The 20,437-nt window shown below is 47.1% G+C and carries 19 protein-coding genes; 11 read left to right on the top strand and 8 right to left on the bottom strand.

The window, feature by feature from the left end; genetic code table 11:
* Window positions 1-24: 24 nt before the first annotated feature.
* Window positions 25-900: a YicC/YloC family endoribonuclease gene (locus HHL16_RS02450; RefSeq protein WP_169423555.1), complete on the bottom strand. Its 876-nt coding sequence runs from the start codon at window positions 898-900 to the stop codon at window positions 25-27.
* Window positions 901-951: 51 nt separating this feature from the next.
* Window positions 952-1,542 carry a pseudouridine synthase gene (locus HHL16_RS02445; protein WP_169423554.1) on the bottom strand — a complete coding sequence of 197 codons (591 nt, stop codon included), beginning with the start codon at window positions 1,540-1,542 and terminating at the stop codon, window positions 952-954.
* A 364-nt stretch (window positions 1,543-1,906) separates the two neighbouring features.
* On the opposite strand from HHL16_RS02445, the gene HHL16_RS02440 reads away from it, so the two are divergent.
* A complete protein-coding gene (locus HHL16_RS02440) occupies window positions 1,907-2,851 on the top strand; it encodes a UDP-3-O-(3-hydroxymyristoyl)glucosamine N-acyltransferase (protein WP_169423553.1) in 945 nt (314 codons plus the stop codon).
* Window positions 2,852-2,876: 25 nt separating this feature from the next.
* Here HHL16_RS02440 and HHL16_RS02435 read toward each other — a convergent pair whose 3' ends face one another.
* The 5 genes from HHL16_RS02435 to HHL16_RS02415 are packed head-to-tail and all read right to left on the bottom strand — an operon-like array spanning window position 2,877 to window position 9,606.
* Window positions 2,877-5,846: a histidine kinase gene (locus tag HHL16_RS02435; RefSeq protein WP_169423552.1), complete on the bottom strand. Its 2,970-nt coding sequence runs from the start codon at window positions 5,844-5,846 to the stop codon at window positions 2,877-2,879.
* A gap of 17 nt (window positions 5,847-5,863) precedes the next feature.
* Window positions 5,864-6,607, bottom strand: coding sequence for a LytTR family DNA-binding domain-containing protein (locus HHL16_RS02430; RefSeq protein ID WP_169423551.1), 744 nt, complete (start codon window positions 6,605-6,607; stop codon window positions 5,864-5,866).
* Between the two features lie 31 nt (window positions 6,608-6,638).
* Entirely contained in the window at window positions 6,639-7,721 is a 1,083-nt protein-coding gene (locus HHL16_RS02425; protein ID WP_169423550.1) for a carboxypeptidase-like regulatory domain-containing protein, read from the bottom strand.
* 11 nt (window positions 7,722-7,732) lie between these two features.
* Window positions 7,733-8,728: an NAD-dependent epimerase/dehydratase family protein gene (locus HHL16_RS02420; protein ID WP_169423549.1), complete on the bottom strand. Its 996-nt coding sequence runs from the start codon at window positions 8,726-8,728 to the stop codon at window positions 7,733-7,735.
* 32 nt (window positions 8,729-8,760) lie between these two features.
* Window positions 8,761-9,606, bottom strand: coding sequence for a 3-hydroxyacyl-CoA dehydrogenase NAD-binding domain-containing protein (locus HHL16_RS02415; RefSeq protein ID WP_169423548.1), 846 nt, complete (start codon window positions 9,604-9,606; stop codon window positions 8,761-8,763).
* A gap of 110 nt (window positions 9,607-9,716) precedes the next feature.
* On the opposite strand from HHL16_RS02415, the gene HHL16_RS25280 reads away from it, so the two are divergent.
* From HHL16_RS25280 to HHL16_RS02400, 3 genes are all read left to right on the top strand, one after another.
* On the top strand, window positions 9,717-10,670 hold the full coding sequence (locus HHL16_RS25280; protein ID WP_169423547.1) for a YafY family protein: 954 nt from the start codon (window positions 9,717-9,719) through the stop codon (window positions 10,668-10,670).
* Window positions 10,671-10,759: 89 nt separating this feature from the next.
* Window positions 10,760-11,209 carry a GyrI-like domain-containing protein gene (locus HHL16_RS02405; RefSeq protein WP_169423546.1) on the top strand — a complete coding sequence of 150 codons (450 nt, stop codon included), beginning with the start codon at window positions 10,760-10,762 and terminating at the stop codon, window positions 11,207-11,209.
* 38 nt (window positions 11,210-11,247) lie between these two features.
* Complete coding sequence (locus tag HHL16_RS02400; RefSeq protein ID WP_169423545.1) at window positions 11,248-11,850, top strand: type 1 glutamine amidotransferase family protein; 603 nt, start codon at window positions 11,248-11,250, stop codon at window positions 11,848-11,850.
* Between the two features lie 72 nt (window positions 11,851-11,922).
* Here the strand turns inward: HHL16_RS02400 and galK are convergent, their stop codons facing one another.
* Window positions 11,923-13,095, bottom strand: coding sequence for a galactokinase (galK, locus tag HHL16_RS02395; protein ID WP_206022226.1), 1,173 nt, complete (start codon window positions 13,093-13,095; stop codon window positions 11,923-11,925).
* A 51-nt stretch (window positions 13,096-13,146) separates the two neighbouring features.
* Here galK and HHL16_RS02390 point away from each other — a divergent pair, with 51 nt between their 5' ends.
* From HHL16_RS02390 to HHL16_RS02360, 7 genes are all read left to right on the top strand, one after another.
* On the top strand, window positions 13,147-14,100 hold the full coding sequence (locus tag HHL16_RS02390; protein WP_169423544.1) for an aldose 1-epimerase: 954 nt from the start codon (window positions 13,147-13,149) through the stop codon (window positions 14,098-14,100).
* A gap of 31 nt (window positions 14,101-14,131) precedes the next feature.
* Window positions 14,132-14,902, top strand: a complete 771-nt coding sequence (locus HHL16_RS02385) for a hypothetical protein (RefSeq protein WP_169423543.1) — start codon at window positions 14,132-14,134, stop codon at window positions 14,900-14,902.
* Window positions 14,892-15,602 carry a lysoplasmalogenase gene (locus tag HHL16_RS02380; RefSeq protein ID WP_169423542.1) on the top strand — a complete coding sequence of 237 codons (711 nt, stop codon included), beginning with the start codon at window positions 14,892-14,894 and terminating at the stop codon, window positions 15,600-15,602. Before HHL16_RS02385 ends, HHL16_RS02380 begins: the two co-directional genes overlap by 11 nt.
* Window positions 15,603-15,628: 26 nt before the next feature.
* Window positions 15,629-17,227 carry an L-aspartate oxidase gene (gene nadB / locus HHL16_RS02375; RefSeq protein WP_169423541.1) on the top strand — a complete coding sequence of 533 codons (1,599 nt, stop codon included), beginning with the start codon at window positions 15,629-15,631 and terminating at the stop codon, window positions 17,225-17,227.
* Window positions 17,228-17,265: 38 nt separating this feature from the next.
* A complete protein-coding gene (locus HHL16_RS02370) occupies window positions 17,266-17,994 on the top strand; it encodes a nucleotidyltransferase family protein (RefSeq protein ID WP_169423540.1) in 729 nt (242 codons plus the stop codon).
* A gap of 64 nt (window positions 17,995-18,058) precedes the next feature.
* Entirely contained in the window at window positions 18,059-19,507 is a 1,449-nt protein-coding gene (locus HHL16_RS02365; RefSeq protein WP_169423539.1) for an RNase adapter RapZ, read from the top strand.
* A gap of 20 nt (window positions 19,508-19,527) precedes the next feature.
* Entirely contained in the window at window positions 19,528-20,430 is a 903-nt protein-coding gene (locus HHL16_RS02360; protein WP_169423538.1) for a lysophospholipid acyltransferase family protein, read from the top strand.
* Window positions 20,431-20,437: the final 7 nt, after the last annotated feature.

Here is a 20,437-nt window from a genome sequence, read left to right as displayed (position 1 = left end):
GGGGGAAATTTTACAAGTATAAAATTACAAAACGTTCAGTACCTGCTCTTTTGCTTTTTCCAGTTCGTCTTTCATCTGCACTACTGCCTTCTGGATGGTAGAGTCATAAGCCTTGGCACCGGTGGTATTGATCTCTCTTCCGATCTCCTGAAGAATGAAGGACAATTTCTTTCCTTTAGTGTCTTCCCCTTCGCTGATCACTTCTTTGAAATAATTGCAATGGTTGATGAGACGGGTTTGTTCTTCGCTGAGGTCGATCTTTTCGATGTAATAGATCAGTTCCTGCTCAAGACGATTGGGATCGTAGCTGTCTTTACCTACATTCTCTTCGAGCACTTTCACCAGACCTTCCCTGATCTTCTGTTTACGGATAGGTTCGAGGTTCTGTACTTCGAGTTGCAGTTTTTCGATATTGCTGATGCGGAGACGGAGATCGTTCTCCAGCATTTTACCTTCTTCCTGACGGTGATTGTTGAGCGCATTCACAGCAGTGAGGATGAGCTTTTTGAAAGCTTCCCATTCTGCATCTGTGAGTGTATCGCTGGTTGGAGTGATCACTTCCGGCAGTTTGAGCAGGCTGCTCAGAATGCTCGAAGGATCGAGGTTGAGGTCTTTGGATAATTCCGCGATGGAGCTATAGTAAGTTTTTGCAAGTGCAGTGTTTATGCTGACAGGCTTTGCACTTCCGCTCTCTTTGAGGCTGATGGTGCAGTCCACACTACCACGACCAAGTTTCTCAGATAAGAGTGTTCTTATGTCGAACTCGAAGGGTTTGAGGAAGGCCGGCATTTTGAGGAAAAGTTCAAACTGCTTTCCATTGAGAGATTTGATATCAACCAGGAAAGTCTTATCACCAATGGATTGTTCAGTTCTTCCAAATCCGGTCATTGATTTCAGCATATGTTACTCGATTTTACAGCAAGGTAAGGAAATATGCGATAGGCTTGATGTTCATGGGAGGATACCCACGCCTTTGCAAAAAATATTCCGGCTCAGCTCCTGCATTTCGCCGGGGGCGAGACGGTCGATGGTGAGGTGACCGATCCGGTATCGTATAAGCCGCAAGGTTGGAAAACCGGTTTTGGCCGTCATTCTCCGCACCTGTCGGTTCTTGCCTTCCGTTAGCGAAAGGGAAATCCAGCTGGTAGGAATATTTTGCCTGAACCGGATGGGTGGATTGCGGGGTGGCACGTTAGGCTCCTCTTCAAAGCGGATGGCGCGGGCTGGTTTGGTACGATGATTTTTCCCGTCGATAGAAATGGTGATGCCTGAGCTGAGCAGTTGAATGGCTTCATTGGTGATGCTTCCTTCTACCTGAACCCAGTATTCTCTTTCGTGTGCGAATGATGGATGAAGCAAACGATGATTCACAGATTTGTCGTTGGTGAGCAGGAGCAATCCTTCACTGTCGTAATCCAATCTTCCTACAGGATATACATCTGATGGTACTTTGAAATAATCAGACAAACATTGTTTCCCTTCTTCTGAAGTGAATTGTGAGAGTACCTGAAATGGTTTATAGATGACGAAATATCGAAGCATAGTCAAAAAAAAATCTCCCGATGATTCGGGAGATTTATTATGTAGATGGGTTAGTAAGTACCGGGAAATAAATTTCCCTCCACAATATTAAAAATAATTTTTTCTATCTAAAAAAATTTTCGAATAAATTTTATTCACATTTTTTCTAATACTGTGGAAAATCTGGCGGAGAAAACGGAAGTAAGCAACGAAATGCTCTATCGGATTTGCAAAATGTTACGATGAAATTGCAGCAACAAACTATTAACGAAGAGAGGCCGTTTGAAATTGCATTCGATGAAATACAACGCGCAGCTATGTTTTACTCTGCACTTCTTTTGCTGCATCATTCAAAACGAGTTGTACTTTTGCGCAAATTCCCGATATGAAATTCCCATCACCGGTATCATTGCAATGGATAGCTGATCTGATCGGCGCAAAACTGACAGGCAATACTGCTGCATCCGCAACTGGTATCAACGAGATACACAGAGTAGAGCCAGGCGATCTGGTATTTGTAGATCATCCGAAATACTACGAGAAGTGCATCAACTCAGCTGCATCGTTCATCATCATCAATAAAGAAACCAGCTTCCCTCCTGAGAAAGCGCTGCTGATAACCGATCAGCCTTTTGAAGCGTATCAGACCATCGTAAAACATTTCCGCCCCTTCGTTCCATCCACCAACATGATAAGTGAGTCTGCTGTAATCGGCGAAGGATCGTGGATTGCGCCGGGTACTTTCATCGGCAATCATGTTACCATCGGAACCAATTGCCGCATTCATCCGAATGTTACCATCATGGATCATTGTGTGATCGGCAATAACGTGATCATTCAATCCGGCACCATCATCGGATCGGATGCGTTTTACTACAACACCAAAAAAGACCGCGATGTATGGTATAAGAAAATGGAAAGCGGTGGCAGAGTAGTGATCGAGGATGATGTTGAGCTGGGTGCAGGTTGCACCATCGACAGAGGTGTGAGTCACGATACGCGCATCGGCCGCGGCACCAAGATGGATAATCAGGTGCATATCGGTCACGATTCCATTATCGGGCCTAACTGTCTCTTTGCTGCGCAGGTTGGAGTAGCAGGCGCTGTTGAGATCGGATCGGGTGTAATTCTCTGGGGACAGGTAGGCGTATCAAAAACGCTCACCATCGGAGACAATGCCGTTGTGCTTGCACAAAGCGGAGTACCGGGCAATCTCGAAGGAGGCAAGATTTATCTGGGTACACCAACGGACGATGCCATGCTGAAGAAGAAAGAACTGATCTGGATAAAACGCATTCCTGAGATCTGGGAGAAACTGAAATCGAAATAACTGATTCATCACAGCTATACCGGCACTACAGGAATACGTTTGGAAAGCGAACGATCACCTGGGTGCCGGTTGAATTTCCGGCCTCCGAGAGATCTATCACATCTACCGTGATAGGAGTTTCCTGACGACGGTTCATTGCTTCGATGCGTTCGGCGGTCAACCGCATTCCCTTCGACTGATACTCCACATGCATGAAAGATTTCAGTTCACCTGCTTTCTTTCTTCCAACTCCATTGTCTTCCACTATGCAGAGCAGCGTATTGCCTCTGCGCTCGAACTTTACCTTCACAGATCCGATCCCTTCCTGCCTGTAGCGAAGTCCGTGACGAATGCTGTTCTCCACATACGGCTGCAGAATCATGGGAGGGATATGCATATTGTCTGCATCGATCGACGGATCGATACTGATGGCATGTTGAAATGAATGTGCAAACCGCATACTCTCCAGATCGAGATAACTGTTGAGGTATCGTATCTCGCTCGCAAGACTGATGCTCTCCCTGCTGGAGTTATCGAGCGTCTGCCGGATCAGGTGCGCAAATGAAGTGAGGTATTCGTTGGTTTTCTCAAAATCGTTGTGCAGCAGAAAATTCTGAATGGAGTTGAGGCAGTTGAAAATGAAATGCGGATTCATCTGAGAGCGAAGCGCCTGCTGCTCCAGTTCGTTGATCCTGTTTTGCGTGGCGGCTTTTGCCTGCTCCTGTTTGATGCGGCGAACGATCAGCCACCAAACCAATCCAACGATCGAGCAGGCTATCAATATTCTGAACCACCAGGTTGCCCAGAAAGGCGGTTTGATGTAAAATGGAATGCTGATGGTTTTGCTGTTGACGCCGAACTTGTTTACAGCAAACAATTGCAGCTGATATCTGCCGGGTGGCAGTGCCAGAAAGGAGAGCGAAGTATTCCGGGTACTGTCCCAGGTATCTTTCAATCCGATAAGACGATAGAAGTAGGTGATCTCATCCAGCGATCTGAATGAGATGCCGGTATAATCGAATCGGAAATCGTTTTCTTTGTAACTGATCTCCGAAAGGCTGTCGATACTTTTTATTTGCTTGCCTACCTGCACCTGCTGCATATTGAGATAACAGACAGAAGCTGAAGTTACTTTAGTGGAATCGAAGCTGGTAAGGCCTTCAATAGAGCCCACATACACTATCTTATCTTTTGTGTACACAGCGTGAATATCATTATTGGCTAAGCCGTCTGCGGAAGTGTAGTGGAGAATGGGTTTTTCAGGGTGCAGCTGATCGATGCGGTTCAGGCCCTTTTCTGTTCCAACCCATACAAACCTTCCATCTGCATACAGGGCTTTGCAGTTGTTGCTGGTTAATCCATTCGCGAGTGTGAAATGATTGGCGAGCGTATCATTCTTCAATTGAACCACTCCTCCGCCGAGTGTACTTATCCAAAGGCTGCCATCGGAGGATTGCACAATTTGGGAGATGATATTGTTCAGTGGTGGGATAGCAGTTCCCATATACCAGGTGCTCCTGTTTCTGTTAATTTTATGTAAGCCGCTGGATGCTCCGATATACCACGCATTATTGGCCTCGATGGCTGCATACGTTCTGAACCTGAAAATGGTGTCGATCACTTTAAGCGTATTACTGTTCACCAGAAAGCCGCCTCTGCCGGTTGCCACCAGCAATGTGTCTTTGTTCAAAGGCTGAATAGATTTGAGCACATCGAGTCTGCCAAACACCGTTTTTTTTGTGGTGGGGTTATACTTGAGCATGAATCCGTCGAAGCTGAGCAGCAGATCTGCCCCCATTTTGGTAATCTGCAGTAAACGGTTAACGCCCGTTTTGTTGTTGGATAATTTTATCAGGTGATGAAAACTTACAGTGCTGGTGTTGTTATTTTCCAGAAAGTGCAGTCTCCCGTAATTTCCGCCTGCATAAATGGTATTTCCATCGGAATTGATTGAATTAATTTCAGCATCTTCTTTGTAAAGTTTCCGTGTTTTGTATTCGCGGGAAGGAAGCAAAAAAACACCTTCCCCAAGTGTTCCCAACCATATGTTCTTTTCATCATCCTGCAGAGATCTGCTGCAGTTTTTTCCGGGAAGCAGCAAGTCTGAATAAATATAATTAAGCGTGTCGACCAGCAGCGTTCCTCCGTTGCTGCCTAACAGGATGGGGGTGAAACAGGTCTTACATCCCGATTGCGTAGTGAGCACTAAATCAGTTGGAGGGAGAAAGATCATTTCTTTGTCTGGTCTGGTTACCACAGTCTGGAAATCCTTCTTGAACTCTGGTTTTTGTACCGAATCGATCTTCCTGATTTTCCCGTTAACTTCTTCGAACCGTACCAGATATTTCTTTTTGGGATAGAATTTGGTTTTGAGCCACAAGGTTAGCTTGCCATCTTCCAAAAGGAGTTGGGAGCTGGAAAATACTTTCTCATTGTTATGGATGGAGTCGTCATAATTGAAGAAGAAATGGGATTTGGGCCTAAAAGCTCTTGAAGTGGACAAAGCTATACCAGGACCTATTTTTTTTTCGATAAGCTCCGAAATATCAGTTACAGTGTTATCTGCGCCGATAAAATACTTATGGTCGCCGCGAGTGCTTGTCATCACAATTTCGCCCAGACTGTTTTCCGATATCGACCCTATGGTGCCCTTGAATACGAGCTTTTTCAACAGGCTGTCATTTTCCGGGGTATAGAATTTCCCTTTGTAATAATAAGAGAGGAAGTTGCGGAGAGATATTATCCAGAGCCTTCCTTTGATATCCGGCAGCAGTTGCAGGATTTCTGCCGTAGGCAACCCGTCCTGTGAGCTGTAGTTTACAAACTTTCTTCCATCGAACCGGCTTAACCCTGCGTCTGTTGCGAACCAAATATACCCTTCATAATCCTGTTTGATATCATAAATGGTGTTGCTGGGAAGGCCATCGCGTACAGTGAATTGCTTGTAGTTGTATTCCTGCGCCTGAAGCAGGTTGCAGGCAAGCAAAAACAAAAATGCGATGAGCAGACGCAGCATGTGCATGGGTTGTTTGATCAGATAAATTTCGCGAGGAATTCTTCTTTCTTCCGGGTGCTTACTTCGATGGAGCTTCCATCTTCCATCTCCACATATCCTCCGCGGCCGCGATGATATTTTTTGATGAAGTTGTGATTGATGATATGTGAGTGATGCACGCGCGAGAAATTGGTCATGTCGAGCAGCGATTCAAATTCTTTGAGCGGGCGCGATACAACTGTTTTTGTTTTGTCTTTCAGAAAAATGAACGTGTAGTTGTTGCTGGCTTCGAGCCTTACAAAATCGTCTGTGTCGAGAAAGATCAATCCTTCAAATGTAGGCAGCGCCAGCCTTTTGCTGCTGTTAACCGGTTGCTTCAGATTGAACAACAGGTTGTCTATGCGGCTGGTGATATTCTTGGCCTGAATTTTTTCTTCTGCTTTTTTAATCGCCTGCTGCAGTTCTTTGATGTTAACCGGTTTCAGCAGATAGTCGAGTGCAGAAAACTTGATGGCATTCAGCGCATAGTTATCGAAGGCTGTAACAAACACCACTTCGAATGTTACGGCCGGGAAATTGTTCAGCAATTCAAATGCGTTGCCGAAAGGCATTTCGATGTCGAGAAAAACCAGATCGGGTTTGTGCAGATTGATGAGGTCGCGGGCAGTACGGATATTGTCTGTAGTGCCCATCACCTGTACATTGGTGCAGTACCTGTTAAGCATTTCGTGGAGGGCTTCCACGCTGTTTGGTTCGTCGTCAATAATGATACTCCTGATCATAAGGTTAATGATTAATGGGCAGGGCTGCTGCTCATTGGTATTCGTAATCGTATGGAAGCAATTCTGCAAGAAGTTTCCATGCCCAGTATCCGGTGCTGATCACTGATTGCTGATCGTAGAAATAGCCATTCTCTTCGATGATGAATCCGTCGGCAACATCCAGCAGGGATGCCTGCATTTTTATAGTTTCCGGAAGTTTGTAATCCTGCAGATATCTTTTTTCGGGATGCACCAGTTTGTAGGTGATCCGGTAACGGCCTTTCCAGTTGATGAGTACATCACTGCTGTCGGACTCGTAGAGTTCTTCGTTGTACAGGTCTTTGATCACAGTGCCTTTGGCGCTTTTAGGATCATCCTCCATCTTCTCCACTACAAACCCTTCATCTGTAACAGCGCTGTCGAACAGGGTACGCATGAAATGCAGACGGCTGCCGAGATACGTGCGCGCCCGGTTCTTCTGGTATTCTGCTTTCACTGCTGCGGTTGTATCGATCTCCTGAAAGAGCGGATAACCTGTATACTGACTGATATTGGTATTGAAATCGTAACTGAAAGAATCCAGCTGATAACGGATATTGTAACCCAGTGCCGCATTGGTGATCTGAATATCTTCCTTTGCAGTTACTCTCAGCCTGTTTCTTTTTTTGGTGTAGAAGAAACGGAGCGCTTCGGGATTGCGGATGATGCATTGTGCTGCATTGGGAGATGTGCCAATGAAATGCTCGACAAAGAATTTTCCATACCGGTCCCATCCATCTTTCAGTTCACTGCTGGCAACAACGGCTACTTCGGTAAGGGACTGCTCCTGCTTCACCAGTGAAATATGCAGTGTGTCTGAAGTAATGTTGCTGTTGCTGATGCGGATCACTTTTTTCTCATAGCCCATGTAGGAGATCACGAGATCGTAGCCGCCATTGGGAAGGCGGAGAAAGAAAAGGCCGTTGCTGTTGGTAACGGTGCCCTGTGTGGTATTCTGGCAATAGGCCGATGCGCCTGCCATAACCTGTTGTGTGGCGGAGTCTGTTACTTTCCCAAGCAGGGTAAAGGTTTTTTCCTGAGCAAGACTGCTGTACTGCATCAGTACTGCTGCGAGGAAGGGTATCAACTTTTTCATAGTAGCTGGTTTCAGGATCCTGGGTGCTGCTTCAGGTATTGCCGGCATGCATTTCCGATGCTCTGTTCAAGTGGTGTAAAGCTGAAGCCGGGCAATGTGTTCAGCAGCTTTGTATTATCGAAATAGGTTTTGCTTTTTGCTACACGCGCACTTTGTTTGGTGAGCAGTGGCTTTTTCCCGGAGAACTTCGCTTTGAGTGCTTCCAGCCTCCAGGCGATATTCAGTAAAAAAGGCGTGGCATGTTTGGCCGGTCTCTTTTTTTGAAAGCCGTCGGCGATGGTGTTCATCAGCTGTCGAAGTGGCCAGTTCTCTCCCGAAACAATGAACCGCTGATTGGATACTTCACTTTCCATCAGCTGAACGGCGGCACGCGCTACATCTTCCACATCCACAAATCCGTTGATACCTCCGGGATACCAGGGAAACTCTTCATAAACCGTTTTGAAAATAGCGCAGCTGCTCTGGTTCCAGTCGCCATAACCGAGTATGGTGCTGGGGTTCAGCACCACTACATCCAATCCTTCTCCCATTCCTCTCCATACTTCCATTTCTGCAAAATGCTTGCTGATGGCATAGGCAGTATTGGCTTTGTTTCTCGTCCACTTTTTTTCTTCCGTTACATGCGATTCTTTGGTGGTTCTTCCAAGAGCGGCAACAGAACTAATGTACACAAAACGGCTGATATTTTTCTCCAGGGCAATATTAACCATGTTTGAAGTGCCCTCGATATTAACCAGGTACATATTCATTTGTCCGGCAGGATCGAACGACACTACGGCGGCTGAATGGATCACCATATCTGCTCCTTCCATGGCTTCGCTGAGCGATATCACATCGAGAACATCTCCTTCTACCCATTCCACTTTTTCGAGTATGGAAGCGGGGATGAAGGCAGGGGCTTTCGGTCCTCTTCTGAGCGCGCGAACCTTGTAGCCTTGCTGTACCAGTTCTTTAATGATGTAGGCGCCCAGAAAACCTGTTCCGCCGGTGACGAAAATTGTAGACAAATGGATATTGTTTATAAACTGAACAATGCCTGTCAGCTGTATTGATAGTAACCTTTTTTAGTTTTCCTTCCCAGGGCTCCGGTATTCACTTTCTCCTGCTGAAGGGGAGAAGGGCGGAGGCGCAATGGCTGTCCCAACTGATCATATACAGAGCAGCTTACTGCATAATTGATGTCGTTTCCGATAAGGTCCATCAGTTTAAAGGGGCCCATTTTGAAGCCGGTAGCTTCCAGCAATGTATCGATGGTTTCGATGCTGCTGAGTTGCTGTTCGGCCAGATAGAGCGCTTCGAGGTAATAAGGTCGGGCTACGTGATTTACAATAAAGCCGGGGGCATCATTGCAGAGCACTGGTGTTTTTTCCAGTTGCTTTGTGAGTTGCACCACTGCATCGATGGTTTGTGCATTGGTTTGAGGGGTGGCCACTACTTCAACCAGTTTCATCAATGGCGCCGGATTGAAGAAGTGCATGCCTGCTACTCTTTCGGGATGAATCACCTGTGCAGCGATCTCCGTTACTGAAAGCGAAGAAGTATTGGTGGCGAAAATGGTTTCACTGTGATTCACTTCTGCCAGCTGATTGAACAGCGCCACTTTCACCGGCAACTTTTCAACGATGGCTTCGATAACGATGTCTGCTATGCAGTCGTTGATCTCATTGGTGAACCGGATATGATCCAGTATGCTTTTCTGTTGTGCTGCCGTGAGTTTGTTTTTATCTACCAGCATCTGCAGATCTTTCTGCAATGCTTCATTGGCCTGGCTCAGCGTGTCTTTGTTCACGTCGAATAAAATGGTATGAAATCCATACCGGGCCGCTACCTGGGCAATGCCTCTTCCCATGGTACCTGCACCGCAAACACAAACCGATTGTATCATAAACTATGTTGAATGTATAATCCTGTTCAGGATTTGGAGGGATAAAAGTAGTAAAAAGAGCGGGTAAACAATTTCATAGTAGTAATTTAGTGCCTGCATAAACTATTGTTGTGAACAGGATAGACCGACTCCACGCCATTCTCACTCACCTTCAAAGCAAACGAAGGGTAACCGCACAGGAAATTGCGGATCGCTTCAACATCAGTCTGCGCACGGTTTACCGCGATGTGAAAGCATTGGACGAAAGTGGTGTTCCCGTTATTGGAGAGGCTGGTACCGGCTATACCATCATGGAAGGATATCGCCTTCCTCCGGTGATGTTCAGCCAGCAGGAAGCCAATGCGCTGCTCCTTGGCGGCAAGCTCGCTGAGAAACTCACAGACGGCTCTGTTCGCAAACATTTTGCCGAGGCATTGTTCAAGATCAAGGCCGTTCTGAGAACCACCGATAAAGAGAATCTGGATCATCTCACCAACAATATCGAAGTGCTGAGAATGCGGGTGCCCGATGAAGAAGCCGAATCGCATCTCTCTGCATTGCAGCAGGCTATCGTTGAAAAGAAAGCCATCTTCATCAGGTATCATTCCGGAGGTAAAGAAGAACTGTCTGAAAGAATTGTAGAACCGATCGGTCTCTGGTACTACAGCATGTACTGGCACCTCATCGGCTGGTGCAGGCTGCGCAAGGGTTACCGCGATTTCAGGGTGAGCCGCATTCAGCGCCTTCAGGTAAAAGACGAAAGCTTCGAAGCCGACAAACATCCCACGCTCCACAGTTACATCGAAAAGCTGCGAACAGAAAGCAGGGAAATGCTTGAAGTGGTGATCACCATGAATAACGACACCGCCAAATACATCAAGAACAGCCGCTACTACTACGGCTTCGTAAAAGAAGAACCGGTGAATGACGATTGCTCCCGCATGATCTTCATGACCGAACACCTCGAATACTTCGGCCGCTGGCTGCTCACTTACACCAACAGCGTAAAAGTTGAATCTCCGCAGGAGCTGAAAGACAAAATGGCCTCCCTCACACAGGAGCTTCACCAGCATTATCTGGGCTAACAGCGAAGATTTTATCGATTCTGTGACTTCCTGCTGACATAGGGCTGTCACTACCCCATTGTTTATTTGTGTAAACAAACGCAAAAAGCATGGAAATTAAGACTCACCCCACGGTAACCGTTCTTTACGGATCGTTCCGTACAACCCTGAACACCCTGCACCAGTACATTGGTACTACCATCAAAGACCTGCAGATCGAGGCTGTTAATCAACAGGTGCTGGTGAGCGGTCCTGTTTACTGGATCTATCGCGGAGCAGATGGCAAACCCGATACTGAATTCACGCTTGAAATTGCCCTGCCGATTCAGGGAAAAGTTGTCTCGGACAAGTTCAAAGTAAAAGAACTGCCTGCATTCAAAGCGTTGGTGCATGAGCATCTCGGCACATGGGATGGCCTTGCTGGTGTATACGGACAACTGTTCAAGTACATCGACGACCGACGGATTCCCATCAACGATGAATGCCGCGAGATCTATGTGAATATCGACTTTGAAAATCCTGAGAACAATATCACGTCCGTACAAATGGGACTGGTATAGGCTGAACACATTTTGAAACCACCTCAAATACAATAATCATGAAAAAGAGAATATGTTATCTGTTCGTATTTAACGGCTATGCAGATTGGGAGGCAGCATACACAGTAGCGCATCTCAACAAATATTCAGATTTCATGATCCGTACATTTTCACTGGATGGACATCCGGTAACATCCATGGGAGACATTAGAATAGAACCGGATCATTCACTGGCCGATGTGGATCCGAAGAAGATCGATCTGCTTTTTCTGCCCGGAGGCGAAGCATGGGAGAATGGCGATTTTCAGGAGCTGACCATGCTGGTAGAATCGTTTGTGCATGCGGGCAAAACAGTGGCAGCAATTTGCGGAGCTACGGTAATGCTGGCCAATCATGGCTTTCTCGATCATATTCCGCATACCAGCAATGGCGCCGAATATCTGAAAGAGCTGGCTCCTGATTACAATGGCGCCGCGCATTACAGAAACGAGCCTTGTGTTAGTGACGAGCATATCATCACAGCCAATGGCGCAGCAGCGCTGGAAATGATGATGGCCATCTTCAAAAAATTCGATGTGCTGGAAGAAGAAACAACCGAAGCAGTATATGAACTCTTCAAAAGTGCAGGCATGAATAACAGACTGCTCGCAGCAGCAGAATAGAACAAACAGGGTTAGTAAAAAAATCGGGCGCATCTTTTCAGATACGCCCGATTTGTATTTTGATGAAATCTGTTAGTGATATACTTCATCTCCCACCACTACATGAGTGCCGTCTTCGATCTGCGTAACGTACACTTCGGGTGTTACCTGAAACAGCGTTTCGAATGAGCGTTGGATCTGATGGGTGAAAGCTTCCACCGCTTCTGTCTGAACGATGTTGATGGTGCATCCGCCGAAGCCTCCGCCCATCATTCTCGATCCCATCACACCTTCGATATATCCGGCACGTTCGGCCAGAAAATCGAGCTGGGTGCAGCTTACAGCGTATTGTTTGCTGAGGCCGTTATGCGTGGCGATCATCAGTTTGCCGAATGCCTGCAGGTCGCCGCGTTTCAATGCTTCGCAGCCATTGAGCAGCCGATCTTTTTCCGTTACTACATACCAGCATCTGTCGTACACCACCGGTGTTAATTCGTGATGATGTTCCTGCAGCATTTCCAGACTCACATCGCGCAGCGAGTTGATGGCCGGGTAAGATTTCTTGAGAATGCCCACGCCTTCTTCGCATTGTTGTCTGCGCACATTGTATTCGGAGCCTGCCAGTGAGTGGCTCACCATACTGTTCACCAGTACAATTTTGTGATCGGGAAATTCGAAGGGGATGTATTCGTATTCGAGATTGCGGCAGTCGAGCTTCATCACATGACCACGTTTGCCATGAAGACTGGCGAACTGATCCATGATGCCGCATTTTACGCCAACAAAAGTATGTTCTGTTTTCTGTCCGATAAATGCCAGTTCCATTCTGGTGAGTCCGAGACTGAACAATTCGTTCAGCGCAAAGCCGTATGCAGAGCAGAGTGCAGCGGATGAGCTCATGCCTGCACCAACAGGGATATCGCCATCGATAAGCACCTGTGCGCCACCGATAGTTTTGCCCGCAGCTTTGATATGATGAGTTACACCGAGCAGATAGTTCATCCAGCCGGTTACAGGTTGAAGTTCTTCTGTGGGATTGAAAGTGTAACTTTCTTTGAATTGATTGGCGTAGATGGTGATGGCCGGTTCTGCTACGGAAGCAATGGCAATGTACATGCGTTTGTCAACGGCACCGGGCAATACAAAACCTTCGTTGTAGTCTGTATGCTCTCCGATCAGGTTCACTCGTCCGGGTGCTGCTACTACGATCGGTTCCTGTCCATACAATTCCCGGAATTTTTTACGCAAACGTTCTACTATCGGCATATCAGTGAAAATGATTTAAATTTAAAAATTCTACGATTTAATAAAGATACTATGAGCTTTGGAATCGACCGGATTACGGAGGATCAGCTGAACATTCTCAGATTGCAAGATAAGATAACTGGCACAACAATCAGTATACTACCAGACCACGGCGCCCTTCTTCATGGATTTGAAATACCTCTTAATGGCCGCCGGATCAATATTATAGACAATTACGCAGGAAAGGCTGATCTCGAACGATTTCTGCATCTTTCATACAAGAGTGCAAAGCTGTCTCCCTTTGCCTGCAGGATACCCGGCGGTACCTACAGTTTTGATGAAATAACTTATGAATTTGCTAACAGGTTTCAGGATGGCTCTGCTATTCACGGCCTGCTCGCCAATAAGCCTTTCAACCTCGTAGATCAGCTGGCCGACGATAATATGGCGGCCGTTCGCCTTCGCTATCAATACAAAAAAGACGATGCCGGATTTCCCTTCAATTATATGTGTGAAGTGAAGTATTCACTGCATCCGGATAATGCGTTGCAGGTGGAGACAACAGTAACCAATCTTACGGATGGTTTCATTCCCATGAGCGATGGGTGGCATCCTTACTTCAGGCTCGGCGGAAAAGTGGATCAGTACCAGCTGCAGTTCCGTTCGGATACCTTGCTCGAATTCGATGAAAAACTGATCCCTACCGGAAATACTGTTTTTGACGATAGCTTTCTGTACGGAGCCGAACTCGGCAGCCGCCATCTCGATAACTGCTTTCTGCTCGACAACGAAGAAGGTACACCATGCTGCATTCTGTACAATCCTGAAAACCAGCTCCGGATAGCCTTTTACGTGAATGCCAGGTATCCCTACCTCCAGATCTACACACCCGACGACCGCGAAAGCATCGCCATCGAAAACCTCAGTGCGGCGCCAAACAGCTTCAATAACGGTATGGGACTGATACGCATGAGCCCACGCCAAACCCTCACATTTAGCTGCTGGTATCAGGCAAGTATTGGGTAAATCTGTTACCTTGTGCAAAATGATTCGCCCAATGTTGAAATCCCTGAGATACCTCTCTGTGCTCATCTTTGCATTTGTACTGGCTGCCTGTTATGAAGTGAATGAAGATGTGGTAGTCAATGAAAATGGCGGAGGAGTTTTCGAATCGAGGATGGATATGGGCAAATTGCTCGATCTGGCCCAGGCTTTTATCGGCGATGAAGAAGTTACCAGCAGCGGCCTCGACAGACCAATGGATACGGTAATCTCCATGCAGTCGATCATCGATTCCGCAGATGAAGCTCAACGCGCAAAGATCGCCTGGATGAAAGATGGCAAAGTAGCGCTGAAACTCAATATGAAAGAGAAGCTGCTGAAGATCGATGTACGCATCCCATACCAAAATGCCGGACAGCTCGAACAACTGATGGAGTCGCAGGGAACCATCATGAACAATACCATGACGGGCCTCTGGAAATCTGATCAGAAGCCAGCTAACAATTCGAACCCCGATGATGCCGGCATGAGTGATCTCGTTGGCGTTTACGATGTAAAAATTGCCAACGGCCTCATCAGCAGAAAAGTGGATACCGTAAAATTCAAAGAGTTCATGCTGAAGCCAATGGTATCCGACCTGAAGAAAATGATCGAACAGGGCATCGAGATCACCTACACCACCAACTTCAAACTCCCCCGTATCGTAAAAAACGTAACCAATCCACTGCTGAAAGTATCGGACGATAAAAGAACCGTGACGCTGAAATACAATCTGCTGGAAATTGTAAACGATCCCGCAAAATTTGCCTACAGCATTGAATATTGATCAGCCTGTTAAAAGTAGATTCAACAGACTATGGCTCCTGCTTTTTCTGCTGGATGCCATCGCCGACCTCACAGCCATCCAACTGGGCTGCGAGCAAATGCGGTATGTTACCAAACCCTTGCTGATGCTGCTTTTGCTGCTCTGGTTCAACGGGTATCCATTAGAAGACAAGAAAGGAAGGCGATTGATTCAGCTGGCATTGCTCTTCTCCTGCGGAGGAGATACGCTGCTGCTGTTTGCATCAAAAAGCGAGTTGTACTTCATCGGAGGACTGATCAGTTTTCTCATTGCACATATTTTTTATATCCTCTTTTTTCTGAAAGTGAAAAAGCAAAACAAGCCCGGAAGGCCGTGGAATCCGGTACTGGTATTTCTGGTGATGGTGTATATCGGCCTATTTTTCTACCTGCTTCGCGAAGGGGCCGGACCATTGGAAATTCCGGTATTGCTGTATGCTGCCGTGATCGGAACCATGCTGCTGGCCGCTGTCAACGCCTTTCATTTTCCGAGACAATTATCAGGCGCACTCTGCGTTACAGGAGCGCTGCTCTTTGTGATTTCAGACTCTGTGCTGGGCTTCGATAAGTTCTATCATTCATTTTCTGCCGCTGGCATGTTTATAATGTCAACCTATTGCCTGGCTCAGCTGTTACTGGTTACAGGAAGCAGGAAATATCTGCAATCGCGCAATAACCCATAATTTTACCGCCCGAATTGAAAATTAGTATGCAGACCGATTATTTAGTGATAGGCTCAGGCATTGCCGGGCTCACCTTCGCTTTGAAGGCCGCCCGCAAATACCCCGATAGGAAAGTTACAGTGATCACCAAAACCAGTGCCGACGAAACCAATACCAAGTACGCACAGGGAGGCATTGCCGGTGTAACGGATTTTGAGCGCGACAGTTTTGAGAAACATATAGAAGATACGCTCATCTCAGGCGATGGCCTCTGCAATAAGAATGTAGTGGAGGTGGTAGTGAAAGAAGGAGTGAACCGCATTCATGAAATGATCGAATGGGGAACGCAGTTCGATAAAGAAGCCGATGGCGATTTCAAGCTGGGCAAGGAAGGCGGCCACTCGGAGTTCCGCATTCTGCATCACAAAGATGTTACAGGAAAAGAAATTGAGCGCGCCCTGCTCGCAGCAGTGGCCGAACATTCCAATATAGAAATTGTAAAACATTGCTTTGTGGTGGATCTCATCACACAGCACCATCTCGGCTACCTCGTTACCAAAGCAACTCCCGATATCGAATGTTATGGCGTGTATGTGCTGAACCTGCGCACCAATCAGATCGAGAAGATCATTGCAGGCACTACATTGCTGGCAACCGGCGGAAACGGACAGGTGTACAGATCTACCACCAATCCCAATATCGCAACGGGCGACGGAGTAGCGATGGTGTATCGTGCAAAAGGCAGGATCGAGAACATGGAGTTCATTCAGTTCCATCCAACTGCGCTGTATGAGCCGGGTGTACGCGGGCAATCGTTCCTCATCACCGAAGCGGTGCGTGGCGATGGCGGCATATTGCGCAACAATAAAGGCGAAGCCTTCATGGAAAGATATGATGAACGCAAAGACCTTGCTCCGCGCGACATCGTAGCCCGCGCCATCGACAGCGAAATGAAGATCACCGGTACAGAGCACGTATACTTAGACGTTAGACATATCCCTCTCAGTAAATTCATTGAGCACTTCCCGAATATCTACGAGAAATGCCGCTCTATCGGCACCGATGTTACAAAAGATATGATCCCTGTAGTACCGGCAGCGCACTACAGTTGTGGCGGTATCAAAACAAATGACTGGGGAAGAACCAGCATCCGGAATCTCTATGCAGCGGGAGAGTGCGCCAGTACAGGATTACACGGCGCCAACCGACTTGCCAGCAACTCGTTGCTCGAAGCGATGGTGTTTGCGCATCGTGCATTTCTCGACAGCACAGCACAACAGACGAACGGCAAGCCCATTCCTCCGATCCCCGACTGGAATGCACAGGGAACTACCGATCCCAAAGAGATGATCCTCATTACGCAGAGCCTCAAAGAAGTGCAGCAGGTGATGAGTGATTACGTGGGTATCGTAAGAACCAATGTTCGTCTCGAACGTGCACTGCGAAGACTCGATCTGCTCTGGGAAGAAACAGAACTGCTTTATCAGGCAACCACGCTTTCTCCGCAACTCTGCGAACTGCGCAATATGATCACCGTGAGCTATCTCATTGTGAAATGTGCACAGTTCAGGAAAGAGAGCAGGGGACTGCATTACAATACCGATTATCCGGCGAAGAGCAGACTGGTGCAGAATATCGTACTGTAATTTTTTCCTATATCTTGCGCAATTAAATCTGCAACTGCATGCGACCACCTTCAGCTATGATCTTTGCCGCCGGCCTGGGAACCCGCTTCAAACCATGGACAGACAAGCATCCCAAGGCGCTGGCGATCATCAACGGCAAATCGTTGCTGCAACGTAATGTTGAATATTTGCAGCAGCACGGCATCAAGGATGTGGTGGTGAACGTGCATCATTTCTCCGAACAGATCATCCATGCCATCGATCAAAACAATGGCTGGGGCAGCAATATCACCATCAGCGACGAACGCGATGCTGTGCTCGAAACCGGTGGCGGCCTCAAAAAAGCAGCGCCACTTTTTCGCGATACAACCGATCCGATTGTGATCATCAATGTAGACATTCTCACCGATCTCGATCTGGGAGCGATGTTGCAATCGCATCGGAAGAATACTCCTCTTGCCACACTGGCTGTTACCAACCGCTCTACCAGCCGGTATTTTCTGTTCGATGAAAACGATACACTTACCGGATGGAGAAATGTTACTTCCGGCGAAGAGAAGATCCGGAGAGTGTCTTCTGTGGTGAATCAGAAAGCATTCAGCGGCATCCATGTGATCAGTCCGGCCATATTCCCGTTGATTGTTCAGGAAGGAAAATTCTCCATTGTTGATGTTTACCTCAATCTGGCTTCGGAGCATATAATCCGGTCATTCGACCATAGCGGAAGCCGTTTCATCGATGTAGGCAAGCCGGATTCCGTCGGAAAAGCGGAGCAACTGTTCTCCTGATTGCAGCCAAAATGCACTTCCGGGGCCTTTTTTCACTATTTTTGGCCGCTATACCAGTAAGCCAATGATCGCCGTAATAGACGCAATAAAAGAACTCTGCATTTCCATGGGGGAAGCCCCGTTGGATATCGAGGTATTACCACAATCCGGTTCAGACCGCCGCTATTTCAGATTGCACCTGAAAGGCGGAACCTGCATTGCCACACATGGCAATAATGTTCCGGAGAACGATACCTTCATGTACTTCTCAGAACATTTCAGGGAAAAAGGATTGCCGGTTCCGGCCATCATTGCCTGGAGTGAAGACCGTACCATTTACCTGCAGGAAGATCTCGGCGATACAAGTCTGCTCAATAAACTCGAAGAAGAAGGACTTACCGATAATGTGTATGCGCTGTTCAAAAAAAGCCTGCACTCACTGGCAGAGCTTCAGGTGAAAGGCCATCAGGAGCTGGATTACAGCCGTTGCCTCACCAATCAGGAATTCGGCAAACAAGCCATCATGGCCGATCTGCTGTATTTCAAATATTACTTTCTCGATGCGCTTCGCAAACCATACGACAAACAAAAACTGATCGACGACTTCGAAGCGCTGAGCACTTACCTCACGCACACGGAGTATAAATATTTCATGTTCCGCGATTTCCAGAGCCGCAATATTCTGGTGAAGCCCGATGAAAAAGTTTATTTCATCGACTATCAGGGTGGCATGCGCGGTGCGCCACAGTACGATGCTGCGAGCATGATCTGGCAGGCCAGGGCAAATCTGCCTGATACCTGGAAAGAAAACCTGCTCAACGATTATATCGATTCATTTGAAACCATCATCGGACAACCGGTAGATCGCGGCATTTTCAAAAGCCAGTACAACGGATATGTGCTCATCAGATTGCTGCAGGTGTTGGGTGCATATGGTTTCCGCGGCCTCTTCGAAAGAAAAGCGCAGTTTCTCACCAGCATTCCGCAGGCATTGAGCAATCTTCGCTGGTTCATCGAAAATCAGAGCCTCGGCATATCAGTTCCTGAATTCAGAAAAGTGCTCGACATATGTGTGGGAGATGAAGTGATGGAACGATTCACTCCGCTTACCGCTACACCCGAAATGCCATTGAAAGTGCGCGTTCACAGCTTCTCCTTCAAAAAAGGAATACCTACTGATGAAAGCGGTAATGGTGGCGGATTTGTATTCGATTGCAGAGGTATTCTCAACCCCGGCAGATTGCAGGAATTCAAAGTGATGACGGGAAGGGACAAAGAAGTGAAAGATTTTCTCGAACAGCAAACACGCATGCCCGATTTCCTCAACAGCGTATTCGATGTGGTGGATATTACGGTAGAAGATTATATGCGTCGCGGGTTTGAAAACCTTATCGTCAACTTCGGTTGTACAGGAGGCCAGCATCGCAGTGTATATGCAGCGGAAGCACTCACGCGCCATCTCAAAAACAAGTATAAAATTCCGGTAACGCTTCATCATATAGAACAGGAAGCAAAGAATTGGATAAATACCTGACAGAAGAATTTAGTTGAATTATGTACTATCTGATTTACGGATTACTGTATCTCATGTCTCTCTTACCGATGTGGTTTCTGTATGGCTTTGCAGACATACTCGCCGCACTGGTATATCATGTTATTGGTTACAGAAGAAAAGTGGTGCTCGACAACATCACTATTGCCTTCCCTGAAAAAAGCCTGAAAGAAAGAAAGAAGATTGCGAAGCAGTTCTACAGAAACTTCGTGGATAATTTCATCGAGACCATCAAGTTGCTGTCGGCCAGTAAAGAATGGATCCTGAAAAGATTTCAGCTGGATAGCGCAGCATTTGAGACCTTTCTCGATCAGGGCCGGAAATGCCAGTTGCATCTCGGTCATAATTTCAACTGGGAAATGGCGAATGTGTCGATGCCCTTCTTTACAAAGCATAAGTTTCTGGTAGTGTATATGCCCATCAAGAATAAGGCGATGGAACGATTGTTCATGCATCTTCGTACCAGAACCGGATCTACCATGTTACCGGCCACCAATATGCGAACAGCTATCGTTCCGTTCAGGCATACCAACTATGTACTTGCGCTGGTGGCAGATCAGGCGCCGGGCAGCCCTGCCAATGCCTACTGGCTCAATTTCTTTGGAAAACCTACTCCTTTTGTACGCGGGCCTGAGAACGGCGCGCGCATTGCCAATATACCCGTTGTATTTGCTCAGATCTATAAAACCCGCCGCGGCTATTACCGGGTTTATCTGGAGGTGGGAGCAGAAAATCCTTCAGAGCTTCCCGTTGGAGAACTTACCCGAAGGTATATCCGCTTTCTCGAAAATGCCATTCGCGAACATCCCGAAATGTGGCTCTGGAGCCATCGCCGCTGGAAACATGACTGGAAAAATGAATATAGCCAGTACTGGATCGATAACGACCCTCCTCCGGTGAATTAACCCTTCA

It is taken from the genome of Pseudoflavitalea sp. G-6-1-2, from assembly GCF_012927185.1.
GTDB lineage: Bacteria > Bacteroidota > Bacteroidia > Chitinophagales > Chitinophagaceae > Pseudobacter.
Note: the sequence above shows the minus strand (reverse complement) of the source record. Positions and strands in the feature narration are given on the sequence as shown.